18 protein-coding genes and 1 tRNA gene are annotated in these 19156 nt (G+C 46.5%); 1 reads left to right on the top strand and 18 read right to left on the bottom strand.

Features of this window, described 5'->3' with window-relative positions:
- Nucleotides 1-74: 74 nt before the first annotated feature.
- The 18 genes from lonB to ADU24_RS14575 form a co-directional block, all read right to left on the bottom strand.
- Entirely contained in the window at nt 75-1793 is a 1719-nt protein-coding gene (gene lonB, locus ADU24_RS14490; RefSeq protein WP_082306926.1) for an ATP-dependent protease LonB, read from the bottom strand.
- 324 nt (nt 1794-2117) lie between these two features.
- Entirely contained in the window at nt 2118-3380 is a 1263-nt protein-coding gene (gene clpX / locus ADU24_RS14495; RefSeq protein WP_053367306.1) for an ATP-dependent protease ATP-binding subunit ClpX, read from the bottom strand.
- A 487-nt stretch (nt 3381-3867) separates the two neighbouring features.
- Nucleotides 3868-5163, bottom strand: a complete 1296-nt coding sequence (gene tig, locus ADU24_RS14500; RefSeq protein ID WP_053367307.1) for a trigger factor — start codon at nt 5161-5163, stop codon at nt 3868-3870.
- A 407-nt stretch (nt 5164-5570) separates the two neighbouring features.
- The gene (locus ADU24_RS14505) at nt 5571-7031 is read right to left on the bottom strand and encodes an IS200/IS605 family element transposase accessory protein TnpB (protein WP_053367308.1); all 1461 of its coding nucleotides are present in this window, start codon (nt 7029-7031) and stop codon (nt 5571-5573) included.
- 181 nt (nt 7032-7212) lie between these two features.
- Nucleotides 7213-8244, bottom strand: coding sequence for a tetratricopeptide repeat protein (locus tag ADU24_RS14510; protein WP_053367309.1), 1032 nt, complete (start codon nt 8242-8244; stop codon nt 7213-7215).
- Between the two features lie 178 nt (nt 8245-8422).
- Nucleotides 8423-8496, bottom strand: a tRNA-Arg gene (locus ADU24_RS14515).
- Nucleotides 8497-8758: 262 nt separating this feature from the next.
- Entirely contained in the window at nt 8759-9274 is a 516-nt protein-coding gene (locus tag ADU24_RS14520; RefSeq protein ID WP_053367310.1) for a metallophosphoesterase, read from the bottom strand.
- Nucleotides 9271-9879: an XTP/dITP diphosphatase gene (locus ADU24_RS14525; protein WP_053367311.1), complete on the bottom strand. Its 609-nt coding sequence runs from the start codon at nt 9877-9879 to the stop codon at nt 9271-9273. Before ADU24_RS14525 ends, ADU24_RS14520 begins: the two co-directional genes overlap by 4 nt.
- 21 nt (nt 9880-9900) lie before the next feature.
- Nucleotides 9901-10653, bottom strand: coding sequence for a ribonuclease PH (gene rph, locus ADU24_RS14530; protein WP_053367312.1), 753 nt, complete (start codon nt 10651-10653; stop codon nt 9901-9903).
- Nucleotides 10654-10759: 106 nt separating this feature from the next.
- Entirely contained in the window at nt 10760-11812 is a 1053-nt protein-coding gene (locus ADU24_RS14535) for a GerMN domain-containing protein (protein ID WP_053367313.1), read from the bottom strand.
- Nucleotides 11813-12052: 240 nt separating this feature from the next.
- Nucleotides 12053-12850: a glutamate racemase gene (racE, locus tag ADU24_RS14540; protein WP_053367314.1), complete on the bottom strand. Its 798-nt coding sequence runs from the start codon at nt 12848-12850 to the stop codon at nt 12053-12055.
- 10 nt (nt 12851-12860) lie between these two features.
- Nucleotides 12861-13316 carry a MarR family winged helix-turn-helix transcriptional regulator gene (locus tag ADU24_RS14545; RefSeq protein WP_053367315.1) on the bottom strand — a complete coding sequence of 152 codons (456 nt, stop codon included), beginning with the start codon at nt 13314-13316 and terminating at the stop codon, nt 12861-12863.
- Nucleotides 13317-13455: 139 nt separating this feature from the next.
- Nucleotides 13456-13680, bottom strand: coding sequence for a helix-turn-helix domain-containing protein (locus ADU24_RS14550; RefSeq protein WP_048825928.1), 225 nt, complete (start codon nt 13678-13680; stop codon nt 13456-13458).
- A gap of 111 nt (nt 13681-13791) precedes the next feature.
- Entirely contained in the window at nt 13792-14256 is a 465-nt protein-coding gene (locus ADU24_RS14555; protein WP_156324586.1) for an acyl-CoA thioesterase, read from the bottom strand.
- Nucleotides 14257-14367: 111 nt separating this feature from the next.
- Nucleotides 14368-14976: a class D sortase gene (locus ADU24_RS14560; RefSeq protein WP_053367316.1), complete on the bottom strand. Its 609-nt coding sequence runs from the start codon at nt 14974-14976 to the stop codon at nt 14368-14370.
- A gap of 162 nt (nt 14977-15138) precedes the next feature.
- A complete protein-coding gene (sdhB, locus tag ADU24_RS14565; protein ID WP_053368948.1) occupies nt 15139-15918 on the bottom strand; it encodes a succinate dehydrogenase iron-sulfur subunit in 780 nt (259 codons plus the stop codon).
- Nucleotides 15919-15936: 18 nt separating this feature from the next.
- Entirely contained in the window at nt 15937-17694 is a 1758-nt protein-coding gene (gene sdhA / locus ADU24_RS14570) for a succinate dehydrogenase flavoprotein subunit (RefSeq protein ID WP_053367317.1), read from the bottom strand.
- 47 nt (nt 17695-17741) lie between these two features.
- Nucleotides 17742-18350, bottom strand: a complete 609-nt coding sequence (locus ADU24_RS14575; protein ID WP_053367318.1) for a succinate dehydrogenase cytochrome b558 subunit — start codon at nt 18348-18350, stop codon at nt 17742-17744.
- Nucleotides 18351-18707: 357 nt separating this feature from the next.
- On the opposite strand from ADU24_RS14575, the gene ADU24_RS14580 reads away from it, so the two are divergent.
- Nucleotides 18708-19154 carry a YslB family protein gene (locus ADU24_RS14580; protein ID WP_053367319.1) on the top strand — a complete coding sequence of 149 codons (447 nt, stop codon included), beginning with the start codon at nt 18708-18710 and terminating at the stop codon, nt 19152-19154.
- The last annotated feature ends 2 nt before the right edge of the window (nt 19155-19156 follow it).

A 19156-nucleotide genomic window follows, 5' to 3' on the forward strand; every position in this document is an offset into this window, starting at 1 on the left:
GTTATCGTGGCTTATTAATGTCCTTCACTATGCTGTTGGTTTCCACCCCGGGCACACGCTTTCCGCAGGGCGCATTAAACCGATTCTTTCTTGGATAGCTGGTTGGCTGCGGTTATGACGTTTCCTTCGCCGAGATCCGGGAGCATATTGGCAACGCTTTTAGGGGATGCTGCGCTTTTTGGCACATCTTTGGCGACCGCAATTTCAAATACTTCACTTAAATGGTTAACCGGCACAATGTTGATGCCGTCGATTTCCTTCAGGATGGATTGCATGTTTTCAGCTGGGATGATGGCCGTTTTTGCTCCGGCTTTCTTCGCTGCCATGACTTTAGCAAAAACACCGCCAATCGGCTTTACATTTCCATGGATTGAGATTTCGCCTGTCATTGCCACCTTATTATCTACCGGAACCTGGTAAATGGCCGAATAAATTCCTGTTGCCATCGCAATTCCCGCAGATGGACCGTCAATTGGAATTCCGCCCGGGAAGTTTACGTGGATATCGTATTCATCCGCCGGGACTCCCATCGTTCTGAGAACGGTAATCACATTTTCAATTGAACCCCGCGCCATCGATTTCCTGCGAATCGATTTCCCCTGGCCACCGATGCTTTCTTCCTCGACGATGCCGGTGATGTTTATCGATCCCTTCTCCTTTGCAGGGATGACCGTCACTTCAATTTCAAGCAGGGCCCCGGAGTTCGGCCCATACACAGCAAGGCCGTTTACAAGGCCAATACACGGGATATCGTTGATTTTCCGTTCCATCCTCGGAGTCGCCTGGCTTGAATGGATTACCCATTCAATGTCTTCCTCTTTAATATCTTTCCTGTCTTCCGTAATCGCCAGCCCGGCCGCGGTCTGGACCATATTGACTGCTTCGCGCCCATTCCGTGCGTAATTCGATAGGATTTCGAGCCCGGATTCCGGAATCGACATCCCCACTTTATCGGCCGCCTTTTTCGCGACGATACTGATTTCCTCCTGGCTTAACTCCCTGAAGAAAACTTCCATGCAGCGCGATCTGATTGCCGGCGGGATTTCATTCGGCGTCCGGGTCGTAGCCCCGATTAAGCGGAAGTCCGCCGGAAGGCCATTTTTAAAAATATCATGGATATGAGTTGGGATGGAGCCATTTTCTTCGTTATAGTAGGCGCTTTCAAGAAACACCTTCCTGTCCTCCAGCACTTTCAGAAGCTTGTTCATTTGGATAGGATGCAACTCGCCAATTTCATCAATGAACAATACGCCTCCGTGGGCATTCGTTACCGCGCCCTGCTTTGGCTGTGGAATTCCCGCCTGGCCCATTGCCCCGGCGCCCTGGTAAATTGGGTCATGCACTGAACCGATTAGGGGATCCGCGATGCCGCGTTCATCAAATCGCGCTGTCGTCGCATCCAATTCAACAAAGACCGAGGATGGTTCAAACGGGGATTTTGAATTCTTTTTAGCCTCTTCCAATACGAGTCTTGCTGCTGCCGTCTTTCCAACCCCTGGCGGCCCATAAATGATGACATGCTGAGGATTCGGACCGCATAGTGCTGCCTTGAGGGCCTTAATGCCTTCCTTCTGGCCAACAATGTCGTCAAAACTTGCCGGCCGAACCTTTTCGGCGAGTGGCTCCGTAAGCGAAATGGCCCTCATCTTCCTGAGCTGTTCCATTTCCTTGCGTGATTCTTTATCGATTGAGACTTTCTGGGTACGCTGGTTGCGTAACAAATTCCAAAAATACAACCCGATTATAATCCCAAAGAAGAGTTGTATAAATAGGGCGATTCCGGTCCAACTCATCCTTTTCCCTCCTGAAAAAACATAGTTCCGATATTTGATAGTATTTCCGTTGTAAGGAATCACTAAACAAAAAACTGTAAGAAACTCGTTTCCATGAAGAGGACAGAAAGGGAAAAAGCTGGCATTGGCAATGTTTATTCCACAAAGAACAGTAAAGTGAATTTTCAAAAGATGTGTATCCAAAGATACTTGAGGTTTGGACAGCAAAGTGAAATTCTTAAGGGTTGGTCATAAGGTTCAAATGTTTACTTTTCCAGACAATAAAATAAAGCTGCCCGGATTAATTTCCGGGCAGCTTGGCTTAATTTATTTTTTCATATCCGCTCAAGCGGAGTTGCGTTCTTCCTCGATGACGGTGCCATCTTCAAGGATTAGCTTTGGAATGCTGTTGTCAGCGACCGCTTCCTTCGTAATGATGCATTTCGTAATATCATCTCGGGAAGGAAGGTCGAACATGACATCCAGCATGATACCCTCAATGATGGAACGGAGTCCGCGCGCACCTGTTTTGCGTTCAATCGCCTTTTTGGCAATTTCAACAAGTGCCTCATCCTCGAATTCCAGCTCAACTTCGTCCAGTTGAAGCATTTTTTGATACTGCTTCACAAGGGCATTCTTTGGTTTTGTCAAAATTTCAATCAACGCGTCCTCATCAAGCTGTTCGAGGCTCGCGATTACAGGAAGGCGCCCGATGAATTCCGGAATCAAGCCGAACTTAAGGAGATCTTCAGGAAGAACCTTAGAAAGAAGTTCCTTTTGGCTGATTTCCTGCTGTTTAACATCGGAACCAAAGCCAATAACCTTTTGGCCTAGGCGGCGTTTAATAATTGGTTCAATTCCGTCAAATGCTCCACCGCAAATGAATAGGATATTGGTCGTGTCGATCTGGATGAACTCCTGATGCGGATGCTTCCTTCCGCCTTGTGGAGGAACACTCGCAACAGTACCTTCCAAGATTTTCAGAAGCGCCTGCTGGACGCCTTCACCGGAAACATCCCGTGTAATGGATGGATTTTCGGATTTGCGGGCAATCTTATCGATTTCATCGATATAAATGATTCCCTTTTCGGCCTTTTCGACATCATAGTCTGCGGCCTGGATCAATTTCAGGAGAATGTTCTCAACATCCTCACCAACATACCCCGCTTCTGTAAGCGAAGTTGCATCGGCAATCGCAAACGGCACGTTAAGAATGCGCGCAAGTGTCTGCGCAAGGAGGGTTTTCCCGCTTCCTGTCGGCCCGATCATGCAGATGTTGCTCTTGGCTAGTTCCACATCATCGATTTTGCTATTGGAGTTGATACGTTTGTAGTGGTTGTATACCGCTACAGACAGAGACTTTTTCGCTTTTTCCTGGCCAATGACATACTCGTCAAGAATTTCGCGGATTTCCCTTGGCTTTGGAACGTCCTTGAATTCAACTTCTTCCTCGGTGCCAAGCTCTTCTTCGACGATTTCGGTACATAATTCGATGCATTCGTCACATATATATACACCAGGCCCGGCAACAAGTTTTCTTACCTGATCCTGTGTTTTTCCACAGAAGGAGCACTTCAATTGCCCTTTTTCATCATTAAATTTGAACAAACCTTTCACCCCTCAAAGAACGGATTAACATTATTAAAAGCTGCGTCTACCGGCAAGCTTATATGGAAAGCATTATGAATTCCAAAAAGCAAAGTAGCGTTATGTATTGCATTGTACCACATTTTGTATGTTGACTGAAACAATTAACTCTCTGTAACACTGGATTCAGCCTCTCCATTTTTATCCAGCCTGCCGGTTTGTTTCCGTAAAAATATGTACTCCTTTAAGCATATCCAGTTTTCCCGCTGCTTAAGCCTAATTTTGAAGAACAACCATGATTTTCTTATTATGTATATATTCATTATAATATGTTTCCGTAAAATTGTATAAAACAAGGCACGAATACTCGCGCCTTGTTTTCTTTTACGTCATTTTTATTCACGCCACCACACAGTGCGACGGATAAATGCTTTACAGAAATTCCCCAAACAGGTTGTCCAGGCTCATTGCCACGGGCAACAAGCTCGCGACTGCTCCCTGTCTGTTATTACTCTGGCTTGGAAACAGTTTTGCTGTTTTCAATCAGGAATTCAACTGCTTTGTTCTTTTGAAGGTCGGATTTGATTCCTTCCGTTCCGCCAAGAGCATTCACGATATTTTCTACAGTCATGTTGTACATTCCTGCCATTTTTTCAAGCTCGGCATTGATGTCTTCTTCAGTGACTTCAAGCTTTTCGGCTTCCGCAATCGCGTCAAGGACAAGGCTTGCGCGGACACGCTGCTCAGCATCGCCTTTCATTTGGTCGCGAAGAGCTTCTTCGTTCTGGCCGGAGAACTGGAAGTACAGCTCAAGGTTCATGCCTTGCATTTGCAGGCGCTGTTCGAAGTCCTGCAGCATACGGTCAGTTTCGTTGCGGACCATTACCTCAGGGATTTCAACTTCTGCGTTTGCAGCTGCTTTTTCAACTACGGAGTCACGAACTTGGTGTTCTTTCTGGTGGTTCTTGTCATGCTCAAGGCGTTCCTTGATTTTAGCTTTCAGCTCATCAAGTGTTTCAACCTCATCATCAACATCTTTTGCAAATTCGTCGTCAAGCTCAGGAAGTTCCTTTGCTTTAATTTCATGGATTGTTACCTTGAATGTTGCAGGCTTTCCAGCAAGCTCAGCTGCATGGTACTCTTCCGGGAAAGAAACTTCAACGTCCTTGGATTCTCCAGCGGCAACTCCTACAAGCTGCTCTTCGAAACCAGGGATGAAGGAGCCTGAACCAAGCTCAAGGGAATAATTTTCAGCTTCTCCGCCTTCGAATGCTTCGCCATCAACAAACCCTTTGAAATCAATAACGACTGTATCGCCGTTTTCAGCTTTTCCTTCTTCTTTTACAACAAGCTCGGAGTGGCGAGTCTGAAGAGTTTCGATTTCCTTGTTTACGTCTTCATCGGTAACAGTTGTATCGAATTCTTCCACTTCAAGGCCTTTATAGTCGCCAAGCTTCACTTCCGGTTTTACTTCAACAGTTGCTTTGAAAATAAAGTTTGAGCCTTTTTCAAATTGCTCAACATCGATTTCAGGGCGGTCGATTGGCTCGATGCCTGTTTCATCGATTGCATTTGAATATGCTTCAGGAAGAAGGTAGTCGATTGCATCCTGGTACAATGCTTCAACACCATACATTTTTTCGAAAAGTGGGCGAGGCATTTTGCCTTTACGGAAACCAGGCGCATTTACTTTTTTTACAACCTTTTTAAAAGCGAAGTCCAATGCTTCCTTAACTTTTTCTTCGCCAACTTCTACAGTAAGAACCCCACGGTTCCCTTCTAATTTTTCCCATGTAGCAGACATTTTGTTCCCTCCAGCTATCTATTTCCTATTTTACCAATGGTAGAATCGCACTTTTTTATGTAAATCATTGTATGTTTACATATTGCAACCATTACATTATAGCACACGATTTTGTTCTTTCAACTCTGGCGGCTAAAATATCGGATATGAAATTTCCTCCAGCTCCTTCAAATCATAACAAATTATACCATTCACCTTAGATTCTTCAGTAAAGACGTTCGTCCAACCCTCCGCTGGTCTAGGGTTTAGCCTTCTTGCGAACACCTATATCTTTCGGTCTCGTAATGAGCGCACCATAGGGCAGGAGTTACCTGGGCTACCTTTATCCTCTTACGGCAATCCTTCCATCGGAATTTTTACATTCTAACGAATGTCCGTACTAAAATAAAGGCTTAAAGATTCTTACTTTATTCATTTATTGAGGCGTACCTAATAAAGTCATTAATAAACCAATGATTATATTGCTCATTATTTTTGTAGGCCTTATCCTTTACAGCGGAGAACCAGGCTTGCACTTTCTTCCAATGTTTGAATAAATCACTTGGCTGAGGCCCCTCTTTTGCTTCCTTGGCAAAAAGGACTGACATCATTTGTTTCGGAATTTTTTCATTAAACCCCATGGCACGGCGCGCTAATACAAGGGCGGCACTTTGATGAATGGACAATCCGTATGTTTTTTGATATTTTACCCGCCCGATTAAAGAAGAGTAATAGCCCGGGACCTGCGCAAGGGAAACGCCTGCTTTGATACACTTGGAAATCAGGGTGGTGATGATTTTTCGATAGACAAAGTTACTGCTCATACGGTTGAACTTGGCGTTTTTGCTTAAGTCGTTTTTAAAATATAAGTCCTCAATGGCTATGGTTTCAATTCCAAGTAACTTTAGCCAGCCGATCGCAGAAGCAACAGTATTCCCAATGATCCAATCCCGTCGGTTGGAATGTACGTGGTTGATATCTTCCATCCAAAAAACTTTACTCGCTCGGAAATTTCCGTTCGGATGGACAATCGTAACCGCAATATTATCGGGATTAATGTCGATGCCGGCACAGCCTTTTGAAAAATCATAGGTGGATGAGAGTGGTTGGTTGAAGGTTACATGGACATAGTATTTACCGTTTTCCCGAAGGATTCGTACACTATAGGCCTGTCCGCTTGCAAGGTGGGTGAGAATCGTAAAGAGGTGTTTTTCAGAGAATTTCACTTCAAAGAATAGTCGGTCATTCTTCTTGGAGGATAATGGATTCAATACGTTCATTTCCAAGGAACAGTCCTGTAAAAAATCCAATTTGATATTTTCGTTCCCGCCTTTTGAAGCTTCCCCTCTTGAATAGAGGGCATTGGTCCTCGAATCAATCCATTCTTGTTTGGTGATTTTATGTTTATTTAATTGAATCAGCCTTTTTTTCGTCCCATCGACCACTTTTGGGACGCTGCCGTTTTGGATGTGGTACAGATAATAATTCATCTTCTTGATTAATTTTTTGATGCGGGACTGTTGATACAGAATAAGATCTTCTTTATTTTTCTTTTTGGAATTCCTGATTTTTTCTATTTTCTTTTCTATTTTTTGTATCGCTGTTTTATACTGTTCCACATACAGGGGCAGCAATTCCTTCTGCGAGGAAATGGACGCTTCCGCTTCAAGGAACGCATCCCTCATATAACGGGAGTTGGGCAGGAAAAGCGCTTTTGCCTCGGCTACGGCCGTCTTTCTGTCCATTCCATCAAAGATGCGTTCACGCGAAAAACGCTTAGCCGATTGAAATTTTCTCATAAGCTCGTCGAGAATCATCAATCCGTTGATAGGAGGACTGACAATGGTTCCCGTAAAGGTAATCGCCTGTTCATTCCTTTTCCTTGGCATCCTACCCCTCCTCGCATTGTAGTAAGAACTCATTCCAGAAGAATTTCCAGTTAATCCAGATTCTCTGAAAACTCTCTAGAACCTATATAGGTTTGTTTGTAAGGTTGGAAGAAACATCCTTAGAATTTATTTTACTACTAAATTAAAGCTCTTAACATTTTTTTGCATTTTGGATAAATTTTCAGAAAACTGTGTTAACCACCTTCCGAACCCAATGAATGGCGTTCTCAACCTCCTCCTTCTTCACCTTATAAAACTTGGCCATTGCTTCAAGATCATGTGAGGACCCAAGGTATGACAAGGCGATGAAATGGAAAGCCGCAGCCCATGCTGATGGGTTCCCGGGTTCCAATTCAAATGGATATGCAACAAAGTAGTAACGCTGGACCAGGCTTAAGACGTTCTCGAGCAGGACGGGGTCGCGGTGCTCAAGTTCCTCCGCGAGGATTCTGCCTGTCTCATGCTCCTGGAAAAGCTCGTGCAAAGCCGGCAAAAATACGGGATTGACCTTTTCGGCAACGCCAAACTTCCTTATAACAATATTGCTGTCGACGTTTTGCTCCCGCAGCAGGTTTAGGAGAAGGGTTTTGAAAAAGGGATGCCCTTTTTTCTCACTCAAGAACCGGGTGATTTCCGGCAGGAATGGCTGGATGTTCTGCCCGGCCAAAATGCCCGCTATCCTCACTTGTTCCTTAAGATCGTGTATCTTAAAAAAATCTATTTCCCCGGGCAGAATTTGTTCCTCCAGGCTAACTTCTTCGATTTCACCGAGTTCGGAAACGGCATTTGGTAGCGGATTATTGTCGGCCAATCTTTTGGAAAATTGCAGGATTGTCAGAAAGTGTTCCCGCTTTTCTGCCGGAACCTCCCTTTCATCAAACAGCGCTTCAAGAACTTCCGTAATCTCCCCGTATTCATGCAGCTGGATTAGAATCGTGATGTACATTTCCACAAGCTGAAAATAATCGCCCGCTCCCTCCAGCAGCATTTCCTTGCAAAGCTCTTTCGCACTTCTCAACGCTCCCGCTTCAAAATACGCAAGCACCAAAGCGGCTGCGATATCGCTATTGGACCGGTCCAGTTCACGCCCCTGCTCAAGGAGGGCAATCGCTTCATTAAACCGCTTTTCCTGTAAGGCCTCAATTCCTTTTTCTGCAAGCCGCCTTTCCACATCCGGAAAAAAGACAATATTCTCGCGGCCCTTCTTTTTCATGGCAGATCATCCTTAGGTCGTTATTGAAAAAAGTGTAGCACGGCACTGGTCAAAAAACAATTTGGACGTTGTGCGTTTTCCAGGCCGCACCGCCAACTAGGACGATTAATCGCCTTGGTATTTTCATATAAAAAACCGGCCACCTCGAAATGAGATGGCCGGTTTTTCCGGTTTATAGCGTCCCAGGAGAGATTCGAACTCCCGACCGACGGCTTAGAAGGCCGTTGCTCTATCCTGCTGAGCTACTGGGACATAATTATAAAGAAGTATTTAGTTTTTATTTTCCAACCCTGCCTCAGTTAGCATATGCAAGGTGCGGCTCGGCGGTGCGCTGATGTTTCTTCACTGAAGTGTATTCAGCGTGCTGAGCTACTGGGACATGTTTGTTTTCATCGCCACCCGCCCTTACTTAGCAACCAGGTAAGTGCGACAACATTTATCATTATAGTAGGCAAACAATTGATTGTCAACGAATTTTTATTGGGAAAGGGGCAAAAAAATTTGCCCCTTCACTTTACGCTTCGAGAGAGAATACCCGGTGAAGATCGGGCAGCTCCCCGCGCTCAAAATCATATACAGATAAATCGACATTATTCTCGTCGATTGCGAGGATAAGATAGGTCCGCTCTTTCCTTCCCCTTGGGAGCCTGATGCTTCCGGGATTCAGGAACAGAATGCCTCCTGACATTTCTGCTCCAAGCAAATGGGAGTGGCCGAAGCAGACAACATTCGCACCCAGCTCCCGGGCACGGTACTGGATGTTCATTAGCGTGGATTTTACCGAGTAAAGATGTCCGTGGGTGACGAAAATTTTGATCCCGTCCACTTCGATCAGTTCCTCATTCGGATAACCGGGATGAAAATCGCAATTTCCGCCAACCGTGATATAGCCTTCCAGCACTTCGTCATTTTTCGGCAGTTCCGAATCACCGCAATGGATGAAAATATCTACATTCGGATGCCTTTCCCGCAGGGCCGAAAGTGGTTCCTCAAGGCCATGGCTGTCGCTGACGACAAGGACTTTCTTCACTTTCCTTCCACCGGCCCGTTCGTGTCAAGAACGCGTTCAAGAGCCTTCAATGCATTGGCACGGTGGCTTATTGCATTCTTTTCATCCTTTGAAAGTTCGGCCATCGCCCGGCCCAATTCAGTTACGTAAAAGACGGGATCATAGCCGAATCCGTTCGTGCCGCGGCGTTCTTCCAAAATCCGTCCTTCACACGTCCCTTCGACGGTAATCGTTTCTTCTCCGGGTACTGCCATCGCAAGCGCGCAGAAAAATCTTGCCGTCCGCTTTTCCTCAGGTACCCCATTCAATTCCGAAAGCACTTTATCAATATTCGCTTCGTCATTTTTCTGTTCACCCGCATACCTCGCCGAAAAAATACCGGGACGGCCATCAAGAGCGTCGACAATCAGGCCGGAGTCATCCCCAATAACCGGCTTCCCAAGCTTTTGTGAGATTGTTTCCGCCTTCAGAATGGCATTTTCCGCAAAGGTCGTTCCTGTTTCCTCGACATCCGGTGCATCCGGGAAGTCAAGAAGCGTCAGGACCTTAACCCCTCTTTCGGTAAAAATGGCTTCAAACTCCTTTGCTTTTCCCGGATTTTTAGTTGCGATAATTATTTCTTCCAACGTTCGTCTCCTCCTGCCTACTTAATTCCTGTTGTTGTCTATTTTACCTGAAATGGCTTCACCAAGCGCAGCTCTTTGCATTTCGATCAGTTCGAGCAAACCTGTTTCCGCCGCCTCAAGCATTTGCGCAAGCTGGGCGCGTGAGAAAGTCGCTTCTTCACCTGTCCCCTGAAGTTCGACAAATTCCCCGTTACCCGTCATGACGACGTTCATATCCACCGCAGCACTGGAATCCTCGACATAATTCAAATCAAGCACAGGCTGCCCATCCGCAAGAATCCCGACACTTGTTGCTGCAAGAAAATCTGTAATTGGAAAACGGGCCAGCGCCCTTTTTTCGACCAAACCATTCAATGCCATCGCCATGGCAACGAAGGCCCCCGTAATGGACGCAGTCCTTGTTCCGCCGTCAGCCTGAATGACATCACAATCGATCCAGACCGTCCTTTCGCCAATTGCATCGAGGTCGACAACCGCCCGCAGCGCCCTGCCGATCAGCCTTTGGATTTCCATCGTCCGCCCGGAAACCTTCCCTTTAGAAGATTCCCTGATGTTGCGCGTCTCAGTCGCCCTTGGAAGCATGGAATATTCGGCTGTAATCCAGCCCTTTCCCTCGCCCCTCATAAAGGGAGGAACCCTTTCTTCAATGCTGGCTGTGCAGATGACTCTTGTATCCCCAACCGAAATCAATACAGACCCTTCTGGGTGTTTCAAAAAATTTGTGTCAATATGTATTGGCCTTAATTGCAACGGCTCTCTGCCATCAAAACGCATTTCATTTCCTCCCTGCATTCCCGGTTTATGTTTCATCAATAAAGAAGAGGCGGCTTTTCGGGCCTACCTCTCTCATTTCATTATATAGTATAACAAATTTCATGATTTAAAAACTGCCAGTGTTCACTTTTTCAGGACGCGTTACCGGCTCGGCAAGCATTTTGCCATCTTCCTTGACAAGCTCCGCCTTTCCGTTAACCTGAACCGCAACCTCTTTGATCCCTTCCTGTTCTGTCAGCGACAGGACCAGCGCATCAAGGAGATGCTGGGAAACGATTTTTGTGTCGAAGCCGCCATATACCGCTTCGTTAAAGTTCAGCGTAACCTTTCCGTTCTCGACTTTTGGCTTTTCGACAAGTTTGACATCGCTCATAAATAAGCTATCGAGGTTGGAGGAGGATGGGCCTTTCGCCAGCTCCATTACCGCAGCTTCGATTGAGTTGGCAACAGTATTGCTGACGCGGCGTGTCACCGGTACATAATAATAGGAGCCCTCTTCCCCGCCGATATAGTAAACCGTCACCGGCCGTGTATTCATTAAATCCGAAACTCCGGACGTGTCAATGTTGATTCCGGATTCACGTGAGAGAGTATCAGTGATTGGGGTTCCATTGACTGGCATTTCGGTCAATTCATGGCCGTTCATTTTCAGCTTCACTTTTTTGACGGAATCGAACTGTGTGAGCGTCCATGTTATCGATTGAAGGATTTTCTCCTCGTCTTGAGCCTGATAGTTTTTAAATTCCTTCGAAAGATCGACCGTCGCTATCCCATCCTTCGAAATGTTTACCGAAACATCGGTATCCTCTGGCAGGACCGCCCTGAATCCATTTGGCAGCATTTCCGATACCGGCCCGTTTTCAACCAGGTATTTCACTGCCTGTGTAGCCACCGCGGTCGTTTTCGGAAGGTTAAGTGTCTGTGATACGACATAGCCATTCTTATCGATGAGATAAAGTTCCGTTTTGACGGTATCCTCGGTTTCAGGAGCTGCATTGTCCTTAATCGAGCTAGCCAGTCCGCTGTCCTTTGTATACGCCGTACTTTTTGGCGGGTCAATCTTTTTCACCGTTTCCGCCCCAAACAGCCCGCACCCCGACAAAGCCATTGTAGAAACAAGAACAGCCGATGCCAGGACTGTTTTTTTATTATTGGACATGAGAATCCCTCCTGAGACAGTTTGTACTACATGTATACGAGCCCTAAGAAAAAATAGACCAGGCCCGAAAAGAAAAACCTGTCCCGGTACAAAAAAATAACCAGGCTGAAAACGGGTATTGTAAAAACTCAAATGGATGTCGGCTCTGGATTGTCATGCAAACAAGGGTTGAGTGACAACTAAACTGGATTTCGAGCCCTATATAATAGGAAAAAGCCCCCATTCCTGGAGGCTTGTCCGCTAATCCAATTCAATTGTCCTGACATTTTTCACTTCATAACCAAGCCAGTTAGATGCTATCCGTGAAAAGATCAAATCCGAGCCGGTTGTATAAAATTCGTGTTCCGGGGTTCCCTCACCGGTTTCAAGCATACCCCGGTAATCCAGGATCGTGCTGACCTCGCGGGCTGTTTCATCTCCGGAACTGATTACCTTTACCCCGCTCCCGATTGCTTCCTTAATGAGCGGCTCCAATAAAGGATAATGGGTGCACCCGAGGATAAGCGTGTCCAGCTTTTCCCCAAGCATTGGCTGGAGGGTCTCGTCGACAACCCTTCGTGCCAAATCCCCATCTACTTCGCCGCTCTCGACAAGCGGAACGAATTTCGGGCAGGCAAGGCTTTTGACCGATACACGGCTGACGAGCGACTTAAGCGCTTTTTCATACGCCCCGCTCTTTACCGTACCGATCGTCCCGATTACTCCAACATGGTAGTTATTCGTGTTCTTGATTGCCGCCCTTGCTCCCGGATAAATAACCCCAACGACCGGGATATCGAGCTCCCGGCGGATATCGTCCAGGACGGCCGCTGTTGCGGTGTTGCAGGCTATGACGAGCATTTTAATGTTTTTCTTAAGCAAAAAACGCGTCAATTGCCAGGTGAATTTTTTTACCTCGTGGACCGGGCGGGGTCCGTAGGGGCATCTTTTCGTATCTCCGAGGTATATTATCTTTTCTTTTGGAAGCTGGCGCATCACTTCCCGGGCGACTGTCAGGCCGCCTACCCCCGAATCAATGATCCCTATTGGCTGTTCCAAACCTCTCGCCTCATTTTCCTCGCATTTCTTGATGCAATTTAGTCATGTTGCCGTGCAGAAGCTGAATTTCGTCTGATGAAAAGTTCTTTAGAATATCCTGCAGGTACTCCTGGCGTTTCTTGATTACCTCATCAATAATCCGTTCGCCTTCCTCTAGGAGATGGATTCTTACAACCCTGCGGTCCTTTGGATCCTTGACCCGCATGACGAGGCTGTTCTTCTCCATCCTGTCGACAAGGTCGGTTGTCGTGCTGCAGGCAAGGTACATTTTGTTCGAAAGCTCGCCGATTGTCATATCCCCTTCTTCAAAAAGCCATTGAAGCGCGACGAACTGGGGCGGGGTTATTGTATAATTGCTAAGCATTTCCCGGCCCTTTTGCTTTATGATACCAGATATGTAACGAAGATCCTTCTCGATGCTTGCGACTATATTCATATCAAGCTTTTGCGTTTCAGCCTGTTTCATCTTTAACCACTCCCATCCTGGAACCTTGGGGAATAGGTATTCCTCACGTCCCCTGGTTGCTCTTATTTTCTACTTTTTCCGAAAAAAATTCAAGGATTTAAAATTGAGACCGGCCTCCAGGACGGATAGCCGGTCATGATCACAGTTCAAGTTCTCCCATTCGCAGGAGCTCTACAACTGCCTGGGAACGCCCTTTCACACCAAGCTTTTGCATGGCGTTAGATATATGGTTCCGAACCGTTTTCTCGCTTATATATAGATCACCAGCGATTTCCTTTGTTGTTTTGTCTTGTACCAACAGTTCGAAAACTTCTCTTTCCCGTTTAGTGAGTAATGGTTTATGGCTGAATCCGTTATCCTTCAAGTATTGTAACCCTCCTTGCCTTCGCCAGTTGTGAACCGTGGGATGGGTATATATTTAGTCACGATATAGTATGTAATAAACGCATCAGAAGTGACTGATTTTACTTGAAGATTAACGGCTTCCGGGATTGGAGAGAAGGTTTTTCATTTCATCGGTCCAAGGCGCGCCTTTGCCGGTTTCCCTTGAAATCTGGACCATTGTTCCCCGGCCTGTGAAACATATTTCCCCTGACTCATTTTTGCCCATATAGTGGATGTCGACGGACGATATGCCAACCTTGTCTGCCTTCACGTAAATCCTTAAATTTTCGTCGAAAAATACCTGTTTTAAAAAATCGCACTGAAGGTCTGCCACAACCGGAATGAACGGATTCCCCGGTTTCAGCCAGTCCCCCATGAAGCCGATTTCCTTAAAAAATTCGATTCTTGCCAACTCAAAATAAATGAAAGGAACTGTATTATTCAGATGCCCATACATGTCTGTTTCCGAAAACCGTACCTTAACCGGATAATAAAATATGAATTCCCGCTCCCATTCCGGCAAGGAGGGAATATAGCCTATTCTCGACACGTCCATCCCCCTTTCAAAATGAATGAATATCCATTCATTTTTATTATAGCCTTCATCAAGGATTATTGGAAGTATGATAGGTTGTTTTTTCCAAAAGCATACTTCAGGCATCTCATTTTACTTACTCTTCAGCGGCTTCCCATAAATGATATATCTTTCGGGTGCGTTTCCTACATAACTGAACGGATAGCATGTCGTAAGGATCAATTCTTCCCTATCCTTCTGAAGGGTAATGATTGATCGATCTTCCGCGTCTACGATTTTCGTGGCTGTGATTTCATAGTGAGTGTGCGTTTTTGGCATCCGGATCGTTAATATGTCCCCTGTCTTCAGCTCGCCAAGGCGCCTGAATACTGTATCCCGATGCCCCGACAGGACAATCTGCCCGCCTTCACCAGGAAAGTAGGAGCCTTCATAATGGCCGACACCTTTTTTCAGGTCATCCGGGTCGGTCCCTTCCACAATCGCTAACTCGGATTTGATCGCTGGGATTTCCAGAAGGCCGACAACTTCCCCAAAATCAGGTTTGCCGGATTGTTCCCCCGCCTCTTGCCCAGGGAGGTGAGCCGCCGCGGATTCATTTGAAGCATTACCGACGAGCTTTCTGGCTTCCTTTAACGACTCCCCGCTTTTTACCTTTGTCTCGGCAAGTTGATAGCCCCCGGCCGCAAGAACCACTATACCTGTGAAAATAAAGATCAATGGCCAGATTGCCTTTCCTTTCAATCGTCCCCCTCCATTCCGCCTATACTCCTTCCTACAATTATATAACAAAGCTTACATATTCGGCATATGGCTTTTATCTATGATCATGTGTATCCCCATCGCCTCCTCAATTACAAAAAAGCTGCCCCAATCACCGGGACAGCTTTTAAATCGATTATTCTGTTACACTCGGTCGCTTCCGAAGAAGTTGCGGAACGACTGGAATGTTGTTTCGCGGTTAAGCACGGCAATCGATGTTGTAAGCGGAATACCTTTCGGACAGGATTGGACGCAGTTCTGCGAGTTTCCGCAGTTCGCAAGCCCACCGTCACCCATGATGGCATTCAGCCTTTCTGCTTTGTTCATTTCGCCCGTTGGATGGGCATTGAACAGGCGAACCTGGGATAACGGGGCAGGCCCGATGAAGTCGGATTTGCTGTTCACATTCGGGCAAGCCTCAAGGCAGACGCCGCACGTCATGCACTTGGACAACTCATAGGCCCACTGGCGCTTTGTTTCCGGCATGCGCGGGCCAGGTCCCAAATCATACGTTCCGTCAATCGGAATCCATGCTTTTACCTTTTTAAGCGAATCGAACATCCTACTCCGGTCAACCTGAAGGTCGCGGACAACCGGGAATGTTTTCATCGGTGCAAGGCGGATTGGCTGTTCAAGCTTGTCAATCAGCGCTGTGCAGGATTGGCGCGGCTTCCCATTGATGATCATTGAACACGCGCCGCAAACTTCTTCAAGGCAATTCATTTCCCAAGCGATTGGGGTAATCTTTTTCCCATCTGCATTGACAGGGTTCCTGCGGATTTCCATCAACGCGGAAATAACGTTCATATTCGGTCTATAGGGCAGGACAAACGTTTCTTCATAAGGGGCGGAATCCGGTGTGTCCTGGCGTGTGATGATAAACTTAACTGTCCTGGTTGCAGTTGCAGTCTTTTCGGCTGCCATAGTTTCAGTCATCCGTTTCTACTCCCCTTTCTTTTTCGAGTAATCGCGCTTGCGCGGCTGGATTAATGAAGTATCGACATCTTCATAATGGAAATCCGGAGCCGATTTCGGGCCGACAAATTTGGCCATTGTCGTTTTCAGGAAGTTTTCATCGTCACGTTCAGGGAAATCCGGCTTATAATGGGCTCCCCTGCTCTCGTCACGGTTCAATGCACCAATCGTGATAACACGCGCCAATTGGAGCATATTTTGAAGCTGGCGGGKAAACACCGCTCCCTGATTGCTCCATTTTGCAGTATCGTTAATATCAATATTTTCATATCTTTCGAGAAGTTCCTGAATCTTTTCATCCGTCTGGCGCAGCTTATCATTATGGCGTACAACCGTCACGTTGTCCGTCATCCACTCGCCGAGCTCCTTATGAAGGACATAAGCGTTTTCCGTACCGTTAAGCGACATGATATGGTTCCACTTCGCTTCTTCTTCACGGACATGGCTGTCAAAAACAGAGCTCTCAACCGCGTCCGCGCTTCTTTCAAGACCGTTGATGTAGCGTACCGCATTCGGTCCGGCAACCATACCGCCGAAAACCGCTGAAAGGAGCGAATTGGCGCCAAGGCGGTTCGCACCGTGCTGGGAATAATCACATTCCCCCGCAGCGAACAGGCCTGGAATGTTCGTCATTTGGTCATAATCAACCCACAGGCCGCCCATCGAATAGTGGACCGCCGGGAAGATTTTCATAGGGACCTTGCGAGGGTCGTCGCCCATGAACTTCTCGTAAATTTCAATGATACCGCCAAGCTTGATGTCAAGTTCGTGCGGGTCTTTATGGGATAGGTCCAGGTAGACCATGTTTTCTCCATTAATGCCGAGCTTTTGGTTAACGCACACATCAAAAATTTCACGCGTCGCGATATCCCTTGGAACAAGGTTTCCGTATGCCGGATACTTTTCTTCAAGGAAGTACCAAGGCTTTCCGTCCTTGTATGTCCAGATACGGCCGCCTTCACCGCGCGCGGATTCACTCATCAGGCGAAGCTTGTCATCGCCGGGAATTGCTGTTGGGTGAATCTGGATGAACTCGCCGTTCGCATAGTAGGCACCTTGCTGGTACACAATGGCTGCGGCTGCTCCGGTATTGATGATTGAGTTTGTTGATTTTCCAAAAATAATTCCAGGCCCGCCTGTCGCCATGATGACGGCATCGCCCGGAAACGCTTTGATTTCCATGGACGTCAGGTTCTGCGCCGTAATACCTCGGCAAGTCCCTTCTTCATCAACAATGGCTCCGAGGAACTCCCAGCCTTCATACTTTGTTACAAGGCCTGACACTTCAAAGCGGCGGACCTGTTCGTCCAGCGCATAAAGCAGCTGCTGCCCGGTAGTGGCTCCTGCAAATGCCGTACGGTGGTGCTGCGTTCCGCCAAAGCGGCGGAAATCCAGAAGGCCTTCCGGCGTCCTGTTGAACATAACGCCCATCCGGTCGAACAAATGGATAATACCAGGCGCCGCCTCACACATTGCCTTGACAGGAGGCTGGTTGGCGAGGAAGTCGCCACCGTAGACTGTATCGTCAAAGTGCTCCCATGGGGAGTCGCCTTCACCTTTTGTATTGACGGCGCCATTAATGCCGCCCTGTGCACATACGGAATGGGACCGCTTTACCGGTACAAGTGAAAATAGTTCAACCTGTGCTCCGGCTTCAGCTGCCTTGATGGTTGCCATCAATCCGGCTAGCCCGCCTCCGACAACAATGATCTTTCCTTTTGCCATTCTAAAGTCACTCCCTAATTAATTCCAAATCTATCAGGCCCGTCAGATTACATAAACGCTAGCAAGGCGCGAATCCCGACAAAGGAAAGGGCAAAGAAGAGGCCTATCGTAAAATAGGTAGAAATCCTTTGTGAGCGTGGTGTCACTGTGACACCCCAGCTGACAAAGAATGACCAAAGCCCGTTCGCAAAATGAAAAATAGTAGAAATAACCCCTATGAAGTAAAAAGCAACCATGAAAGGAGAGCTTAAAATGTCTGCCATCATGTTATAATTTACAGTCGCTCCAAACGCAGCGGCAACCCTTGTTTCCCAAACGTGCCAGCTGACAAAAATAAGGGTGATCACCCCTGAAATACGCTGCAGGGTAAACATCCAGTTCCGGAAATATCCGTACCTGCCCGGATTATTGTCAGCAGTAAAAGCGATATAAAGCCCGTAAATTGCATGGTAAAGCAAAGGAAGATAAATAATGACTGTTTCAAGGACAAGACGGAATGGAAGATTCCCCATAAAATCCGCTACCCTGTTGAATGATTCCGGCCCTCCTGTTGCTGAATAGTTCACAAACAGGTGCTGGGTAAGGAAAACCCCGACCGGGATGACGCCCAGCAGTGAATGAAGCCTGCGGTTAAAAAACTCTCTGTTACCCGCCATAATCATACCCCCTAAGTTAGTGCGATGAAGGCTCCCCTCTGAGAATATAAACCTATCATCATTGTGAAAAAGTTATGAACCTTTGGTTACATTCTTGTGACATGTTCATTTTACTCCCACTGGAAGATAGCGTCAAGGAAACGCATACATTATTTCTTCTATTTGCGAAATGTTAGAAATATACTGATATAATATTATCGTATAGTGGAAAAAATCGCTGCAGCACGTCTATTTTTGTCAAAAAAGAAACAGATTGGACGTCCGAAAAAAAGCAATTCAAATCGGATTGTTTATAATTTTTACGCTTACAAGCAGAAAAAATGTATATAATAGAATGGTAGAAAGAGAGGGAGTCTTTTGAAAGAACATACCACTTCTGATTTGCAATCGACCGAAACTGTAACCAAATTTGGCTATGAATTGATCAGGGAAATCCTTTTGCCTGAACTTCTTGGCAATCACACCCCGGAACTCCTTTATTGGGCAGGAAAACTGCTAGCCAGGAAATATCCGTTAAAGACAATTGATGAGGTTAAAACATTTTTTGTCCGGGCATCATGGGGCAATTTGAACATCCGAAAAGAAACAAAAAATGAAATGGAATTCGAATTGGACGCCGTCCTGCTTCCTTCCCGGGTTCCCTCCAAGGCCGAGTCGTATTTTCAGCTGGAAGCCGGATTCCTCGCACAGCAGATTGAAATGCAAAAAGGCGTAACAGCCGAAGCCTTTGAACATCCGGTCAAAAATGATAGAACCGCTGTTTTCACGGTCAAGTGGGATAGCAAGGACCCCGTAGAAGCATAAGA

This window comes from Bacillus sp. FJAT-27245, assembly GCF_001273955.1.
Classification (GTDB): Bacteria; Bacillota; Bacilli; order Bacillales; family Cytobacillaceae; genus Bacillus_D.